This window comes from Microbacterium sp. WCS2018Hpa-9, assembly GCF_031843745.1.
Taxonomy (GTDB): domain Bacteria; phylum Actinomycetota; class Actinomycetes; order Actinomycetales; family Microbacteriaceae; genus Microbacterium.
Map to the genome: position 1 here is coordinate 59,683 of NZ_JAVTIY010000013.1, position 7,003 is coordinate 66,685.

Annotated in this window: 5 protein-coding genes and 1 riboswitch; of the genes, 3 read left to right on the plus strand and 2 right to left on the minus strand. The window is 68.1% G+C overall.

The genetic code is table 11. From position 1 onward, the window contains the following. Positions 1 to 12: 12 nt before the first annotated feature. Entirely contained in the window at positions 13 to 891 is an 879-nt protein-coding gene (locus RQG82_RS19640; RefSeq protein WP_311260465.1) for a bifunctional methylenetetrahydrofolate dehydrogenase/methenyltetrahydrofolate cyclohydrolase, read from the minus strand. Continuing rightward, entirely contained in the window at positions 888 to 2,162 is a 1,275-nt protein-coding gene (gene glyA / locus RQG82_RS19645; protein ID WP_311260466.1) for a serine hydroxymethyltransferase, read from the minus strand. The genes RQG82_RS19640 and glyA overlap by 4 nt, the downstream gene beginning before the upstream one ends. Before the next feature lie 36 nt (positions 2,163 to 2,198). Continuing rightward, positions 2,199 to 2,283: riboswitch (ZMP/ZTP riboswitch) on the minus strand. Between the two features lie 52 nt (positions 2,284 to 2,335). On the opposite strand from glyA, the gene RQG82_RS19650 reads away from it, so the two are divergent. From RQG82_RS19650 to RQG82_RS19660, 3 genes are all read left to right on the plus strand, one after another. Then, positions 2,336 to 3,853 carry a family 20 glycosylhydrolase gene (locus tag RQG82_RS19650; protein ID WP_311260467.1) on the plus strand — a complete coding sequence of 506 codons (1,518 nt, stop codon included), beginning with the start codon at positions 2,336 to 2,338 and terminating at the stop codon, positions 3,851 to 3,853. Continuing rightward, positions 3,850 to 5,016 carry an N-acetylglucosamine-6-phosphate deacetylase gene (gene nagA / locus RQG82_RS19655; protein WP_311260468.1) on the plus strand — a complete coding sequence of 389 codons (1,167 nt, stop codon included), beginning with the start codon at positions 3,850 to 3,852 and terminating at the stop codon, positions 5,014 to 5,016. Before RQG82_RS19650 ends, nagA begins: the two co-directional genes overlap by 4 nt. A gap of 479 nt (positions 5,017 to 5,495) precedes the next feature. Continuing rightward, positions 5,496 to 7,003, plus strand: a 1,508-nt coding sequence (locus tag RQG82_RS19660; RefSeq protein WP_311260469.1) for a sigma-70 family RNA polymerase sigma factor, incomplete at its 3' end; no start/stop codon positions are given.

Here is a 7,003-nt window from a genome sequence, read left to right on the forward strand (position 1 = left end):
CCGCCCAGCGACTCAGACCAGCCGCTCGGCCGCCTCGACGACGTTGGTCATCAGAAGCGCGACGGTCATCGGCCCCACACCGCCGGGGTTCGGCGAGACCCAGCCCGCGACCTCTGCGACACCGGGATGGACGTCTCCGAAGACCAGGTTCTTGCCCGTCTCAGCGTCGGTCTCGCGGGTCACTCCCACGTCGAGCACGGCGGCTCCCGGCTTGACGTCCTCGGCGCGGATGAGGTGCTTCACACCCGCAGCCGCGACGATGACATCGGCCTCGCGCAGGTAGCGCGGCATGTCGACCGTGCCGGTGTGCGTCAGCGTGACCGTCGCGTTCAGATCGCGCCTGGTCAGCAGCAGCCCGATCGAGCGCCCGATGGTCACCCCGCGCCCGACGACCACCACGTGCTTGCCCTTGAGGTCGTAGTCGTTGCGCAGCAGCAGCTCGATCACACCGCGCGGCGTGCACGGCAGCGGCGTGTGGATCGGGTTGTTGACGTTGAGCACGAGTCGGCCGAGGTTGGTCGGGTGCAGACCGTCGGCATCCTTCGCCGGGTCGATCCGTTCGAGGATCGCATCCGTGTCGATGTGCTTCGGCAGCGGCAGCTGCACGATGTACCCGTGGCACTCGGGGTCGGCGTTGAGCTCGTCGATCAGCGCTTCGACGTCGGCCTGCGTGGCGTCGGCCGGCAGCTCGCGCTGGATCGAGTTCATCCCGATCGCCTCGGACTGACGGTGCTTCATGCCGACGTACAGCTGGGATGCCGGATCGGCGCCGACCAGCACGGTCGCGATGCCCGGCACGATGCCCTTCGCCTTCAGTGCGGCGACACGCTCGGTCAGCTCGGCCTTGATCGCGGCCGACGCCGCCTTGCCGTCGAGTATCTTCGCGGTCACTGCTGCAGGTCCGGGTAGAGCGGGAAGACTGCGGCGAGCGCGTCGACACGAGCACGGAGCGCCTCGACGTCGGCACCGGGCAGCAGCGCGAGGGCGATCACGTCGGCGACCTCGGTGAACTCGGCGTCGCCGAAACCGCGGGTCGCGAGCGCCGGAGTTCCGATGCGCAGGCCCGAGGTGACCATCGGCGGACGAGGGTCGTTGGGCACCGCGTTGCGGTTCACGGTGATGTGGATGTCGTGCAGCAGGTCTTCGGCCTGCTTGCCGTCGATCTCGGCGTCACGAAGATCGACCAGCACCAGGTGCACATCGGTGCCGCCGGAGCGCACCCCGATGCCGGCATCCTTCACATCCTGCTGCGAGAGACGCTCGGCGAGGATCGATGCTCCGCGCAGCGTGCGCTCCTGGCGCTCCTTGAACTCGGGGGTGCCTGCGAGCTTGAACGCGGTCGCCTTGGCGGCGATCACGTGCATGAGCGGGCCACCCTGCTGTCCCGGGAACACGGCCGTGTTGATCTTCTTCGCGATGTCGGGGTCGTTCGTCAGGATGAAGCCCGAACGGGGACCGCCGATCGTCTTGTGCACGGTCGACGAGACGACGTGTGCGTGCGGCACCGGGTTCGGGTGCAGGCCTGCGGCCACGAGGCCGGCGAAGTGCGCCATGTCGACCCAGAGCAGCGCGCCGACCTCGTCGGCGATCGCGCGGAAGGCGGCGAAGTCGAGCGTGCGGGGGTAGGCGGACCAGCCGGCGATGATGACCTTGGGCTTGTGCTCGATCGCGAGGCGACGCACCTCGTCCATGTCGATCGTCGAGGTCTCGGGGTCGACGCCGTAGGCGACGATGTCGTAGAGACGGCCCGAGAAGTTGATCTTCATGCCGTGCGTGAGGTGGCCGCCCTGGTCGAGAGCGAGGCCGAGCAGCGTGTCGCCGGGGCGGGCGATCGCGTGCAGCACGGCGGCGTTGGCCGACGCTCCCGAGTGGGGCTGCACGTTGGCGAACTCCGAGCCGAACAGGTCTTTGGCGCGCTGGATGGCCAGCTCCTCGGCGACGTCGACCTCTTCGCAGCCACCGTAGTAGCGGCGCCCGGGGTATCCCTCGGCGTACTTGTTGGTGAGCACCGAACCCTGCGCCTGCAGCACCGAGACGGGCACGAAGTTCTCGGATGCGATCATCTCGAGGAACGTCTGCTGACGCCGGAGCTCGCGGTCGAGAACCTGTGCGATCTCGGGGTCGACCTCGGCGAGCGGGGCGTTGAAGTAACGATCGGTCATGACTTGCTCCTCTGACGACGGATTCGAAGGGGTATACCTATCGGCCCAGGCGCGCGGTCGAATTCCGTGGTCAGTCGCTCCCCGGTGGTAGTCCACCCAGACGCCAGTCGCGACGAGTGAAAGCATAGCGGATTTCCCTGTGCTGCCGACTCTGCGCAGGGTAGGTTTTGTTCATGGTCCTTCCCCATTCCATGCCCCTTGTCCCCCTTCCCGCTTCCGCCATCGCCGGCGATGGTCGGCTGGCCGTCTCCGAGAGCACGCGAGTCATCGGCGACTCCCCGGCCGCGCACCAGCTGATCGATGCCGCAGAGCGGCGCAGCGGCATCCGCTTCTCCCACTCCACCGACACGGCAGCCACGACATCGGCGATCGTGCTGCGCGTCGATCCCGCCATCGCATCCGAGGGATACACGCTCAGGGTCGCCGACTCCGTCGAAGTCGTCGGCGGCGACGAGGCAGGACTGTTCTACGGGGTTCAGACCCTGCTGCAGCTGCTCCGTGAGGGCGACGAGGGCTGGGCACTGCTGCGCTCCGAGATCACGGACGCACCGCGATTCGAGCGCCGCGGCGTGATGCTCGACGTCACGCGGCACTTCTTCGACGTCGACGAAGTCAAGAAGTTCATCGACAGCACCAGCGCATTGAAGTTCAACCACCTGCACCTGCACCTCAGCGACGACCAGGGCTGGCGCATCCAGATCGACTCATGGCCGAAGCTCACCGAACTCGCATCGTCGACCGCATCGCTCGGCGACCCCGGGGGCTTCTACACCAAAGACGATTATCGCGAGATCGTGGCGTACGCGGCCGAGCGGCACATGCTCGTGATCCCCGAGATCGACCTTCCCGGCCACACGCACGCCATCGGCGTCGCGTACCCCGAGCTCGTCGAGGATCCGGTCATGAACGACAGCCTGATCGCGGAGTCCGCGCGCCTCGGCCAGCCGCTCCCCGTGGCCGGCGAGCCCTATCTCGGATGGGGCGTCGGACACTCGAGCGTCCGCATCCACGAGGAGCGCACGTACGAGTTCGTGCGCGACGTCGTGCGAGAGCTCGCCGAGATGACACCTGGTCCGTTCATCCACATCGGCGGAGACGAATCACTGGGCACCCCGCAGGCGGATTTCGATCACTTCGTCGAGCGCGCGACCGCGATCGTTTTCGAAGAGGGCAAGATCCCCCTGGCATGGCACGAGGTCGGCGCAGCGAAGGACATCGCCGAGGGCACGATCGGTCAGTACTGGGGCAAGACGACACCCGAGGGCTCGCATGCCGCCGAGGCCGCGCACTTCGTCGAACGCGGCGGCGCGCTCATCATGTCGACCGCCGACGTCGCCTACCTCGACATGAAGTACGACGCCGACTTCCCTCTCGGGCTGACCTGGGCCGCGATCATCGACGTGCGCACGGCATACGAGTGGGAGCCGACCGCGGTGCTCGACGTACCCGAGGCCGCGATCCTCGGCATCGAGGCTCCGTTGTGGAGCGAGACCACTCGCACCCTGAGCGATGTCGAGCAGCTGGTGTTCCCTCGGGCCGCCGCTCACGCCGAGGTCGCCTGGTCGCCGCGCAGCACTGCCGGTCGCGACTGGGAGTCGTTCCGCGCACGGCTCGGTGGGCTGGCCCCGCTGTGGAAGGCTGAAGGCGTCGACTTCCACCCCGCAGCCGAGATCCCCTGGAGCGAACGATGACACCCGATTCCGCAGCGACAGGATCGCTCGTCATCCACTCAGCCCGACTGATCGACCACGGGGCCGAGGTCGCGGACTCCTGGGTGCGGATCGAAGACGGCCGGGTCGTCGCCGTCGGAACCGGGCGGACGTGGGCCACAGCAGACGAGGTCGTCGACGCGACCGTCGTCGCCGGACCGGATGCCGTGCTCACGCCCGGATTCATCGACATCCACTGCCACGGAGGTGCCGGCGCCTCGTTCGACGACGGCGCGGAGGCGATCCGCAGGGCTCGCGCTCTGCACCGCGCCCACGGCACCACACGATCGGTGATCTCGCTCGTCACGGCGCCGGTCGACGCCCTCGCAGAGCGCGTGGCGGAGATCGCCGACCTGATGGAGACAGATGCCGACATCCTCGGATCGCATCTGGAAGGGCCGTTCCTCGACCCGGCGCACCACGGAGCGCATGAGCCGACGCTGCTGCTGGCTCCGGCCCGCGACGATGTCGCTCGACTGCTCGACGCCGGCCGTGGCACGATCCGGCAGGTGACGATCGCGCCCGAACTCCCCGGCGGCCTCGAGGCGATCCGACTGATCGTCGACGCCGGGGCCGTGGCTGCGGTGGGTCATACGAGCGCGGATGCCGCGACGGCGGTCGCCGCGTTCGACTCAGGTGCGTCCGTGCTGACCCATGCCTTCAATGCCATGCCCGGAATCCACCACCGCGCGCCGGGGCCGGTGCTGGCTGCAGCCGCCGACCGCCGCGTGGTGCTCGAGGTGATCGCCGACGACGTTCACCTCGATCCGCACGTGGTCAAGCTCGTGTTCGACTCGGCGCCCGGCCGCGTGGCGCTCATCACCGACGCCATGGCTGCCGCGGGCAGCGCCGACGGACACTACGACCTGGGCGCCGTCAGTGTGACGGTCGACGACGGCATCGCGCGTGCGGACGACACAGGCTCGATCGCCGGGTCGACCCTCACGCAGGATGTCGCGCTGCGCCGGGCGACCGCTGCGGGCGCACCGCTTGCGGAGGCGGTGCGCGCGCTCACCGAGACTCCGGCTGCCGCCATCGGGTACGGCGACAGACTCGGCCGTCTCGCGGCCGGGTACGTCGCTGACGCCGTGCTTCTGGATGCCCAGCTGCACGTCGTGCGCGTGTGGGTGGGCGACCGCCCGTAGTCGGATGTCGCGAGCGCATCGAGATGCGGACGCGCTCTCTGCGGACACGCTGTCGGAGTGGGTGAGGGGCCGCCGTTCCCCAGATCGGCGGCCCCGTCACATTTCCCTCCCATGTGCGAGAGCTGGCGGGCCGAGCGCTCCTCCCCCGAGGTGCCCGACCCGCCATGCCGGTGCACTTACCCCTTGCACCAGCGCCTGAGCTCCGCCCCCCGGTGGAGCTCCATGGCTGTCTCTAGTGATGAGACGAAGGGGATGCCGATTCATTACGCGATTTCCCAGATCCTTTTTCGAGATCGCTCTCCAGGATCGACCGATCTGCGTGTGACCAGGGGTTTATCGGAGTCAGGAAATTTGCGACCAGTTTCTCGGAAGGGGTGGCAAGCCTGAGAGATTGGAGAGAGAATGGAGATGACGCGTGATGAAAATGGGGTTCACGCGTCTCTTCATGTGGAGGCGCACTCGCGCTCCACGACAGATGGATGACAGTGGATCAGGACAGCACTTCGCACGACGAAACGATCGCCGACGCCGATCTCGTCCTGCGCACCCGCTCGGGTGACGCAGCGGCCTTCGGCGAACTCTGGAGGCGGCACTATCCCTCCGGCATGTCCGTCGCCCGGTCGATCACGTCGTCGATCGACCCCGACGATCTCGTGCAGGAGTCCTACACCCGCATCTATCAGGCGATCATCAAGGGCGGCGGGCCCAACGGGTCCTTCCGCGCCTACCTCTTCACGAGCATCCGCAACACCGCCGCCGCGTGGGGCCGCTCTCGCCGCGAGTCGGCGATCGACGAACTCGACAGCGTCGCCGACCCCGACAGCACAGACCAGGCGGCCAACGAGGCCCTCGATCGCAGCCTGACCGCGCAGGCATTCCGCAGCCTTCCCTCCCGTTGGCAGGAGGTGCTCTGGTACACCGAGATCGAGCAGATGAAGCCGCAGGAGGCCGCGACCCTTCTCGGCATGAAGGCGGGCGCCGTCTCGCAGCTCGCGTTCCGGGCGCGCGAAGGGCTTCGCGAGGCGTGGATCCAGGCCCACCTCCGCAGCGCGTCCGCAGGCTCCGACTGCCAGTGGTCCATCGAACATCTGGGTGCCTACTCACGCGGGAATCTCAGCACACGAGACCACAACCGTCTCGAGCAGCACCTCGAAGAGTGCGCACGCTGCATGATCGTCGCCGCTGAGGCCAAGGACGTGTCCAAGCGTCTGGCCCTGGTGCTGCTCCCGCTCGTCCTCGGCGTCACGGGTTCCGCAGGTTATCTCGCCACGTTGCAGGGTGGCGGCACTCCGATCGTCGCGCTCGCGGCCATGCCCTCGGGAATCACCGAGGGTGCGGTCGTCGTCGCAGGAGGGGCAACGGCAGCATCGACCGGTTCCTCCAGCGGTGCAGCAGGCGGTGGCGGTACAACGGGCGGTGGCAGTCCAGCAGGTGGTGGCGCCGCAGGTGGCGGAGCCGGTGGCACGGCCAGCGGCGGCATCTTCAGCGGTGTCGGCGCGCTCGTCGGCGCGGGATCAGCCGCTCTGGTGGTCGCCGGTGTCGTTGCAGCCGCCACCATCATCCCGAGCCTCACCGGCGCCGTACCGGCGGCATCGCTGCCCAGCGCCGGCGACAGCGACTCCTCGTCGATCAGTGCAGACGTCGGTCCCGACGAGTCGATATCCGACGACAAGACTGAGGTCGTCGACGACGTGGAGCCTGATCCCGAACCGGTCACGCCACCCGTCGAAGCACCCGTCACCCCTCAGCCGGCCGAGGACATCGCGCCCGCTATCGCTGCACCCGCGGCTCCCGTCGAGACATCGAAGCCGGCACCCGAAGTCGAGAACCCCGAAGAAGAAAACCCGGGCGAAGATAACCCCGGTGAAGAGAACCCGGGTGAGGAGAACCCCGGCGGGGAAACCCCCGGAGAAGAAAACCCCGGTGAAGAGAACCCCGGCGGGGAAACCCCCGGAGAAGAAAACCCCGGTGAAGAGAACCCCGGCGG

What these genes read in the sequence shown, in the direction of transcription:
- glyA (WP_311260466.1), bottom strand. Translation starts at nt 2,162, where the DNA reads ATGACCGATCGTTACTTCAACGCCCCGCTCGCCGAGGTCGACCCCGAG.
- RQG82_RS19650 (WP_311260467.1), top strand. Translation starts at nt 2,336, where the DNA reads ATGGTCCTTCCCCATTCCATGCCCCTTGTCCCCCTTCCCGCTTCCGCC.
- nagA (WP_311260468.1), top strand. Translation starts at nt 3,850, where the DNA reads ATGACACCCGATTCCGCAGCGACAGGATCGCTCGTCATCCACTCAGCC.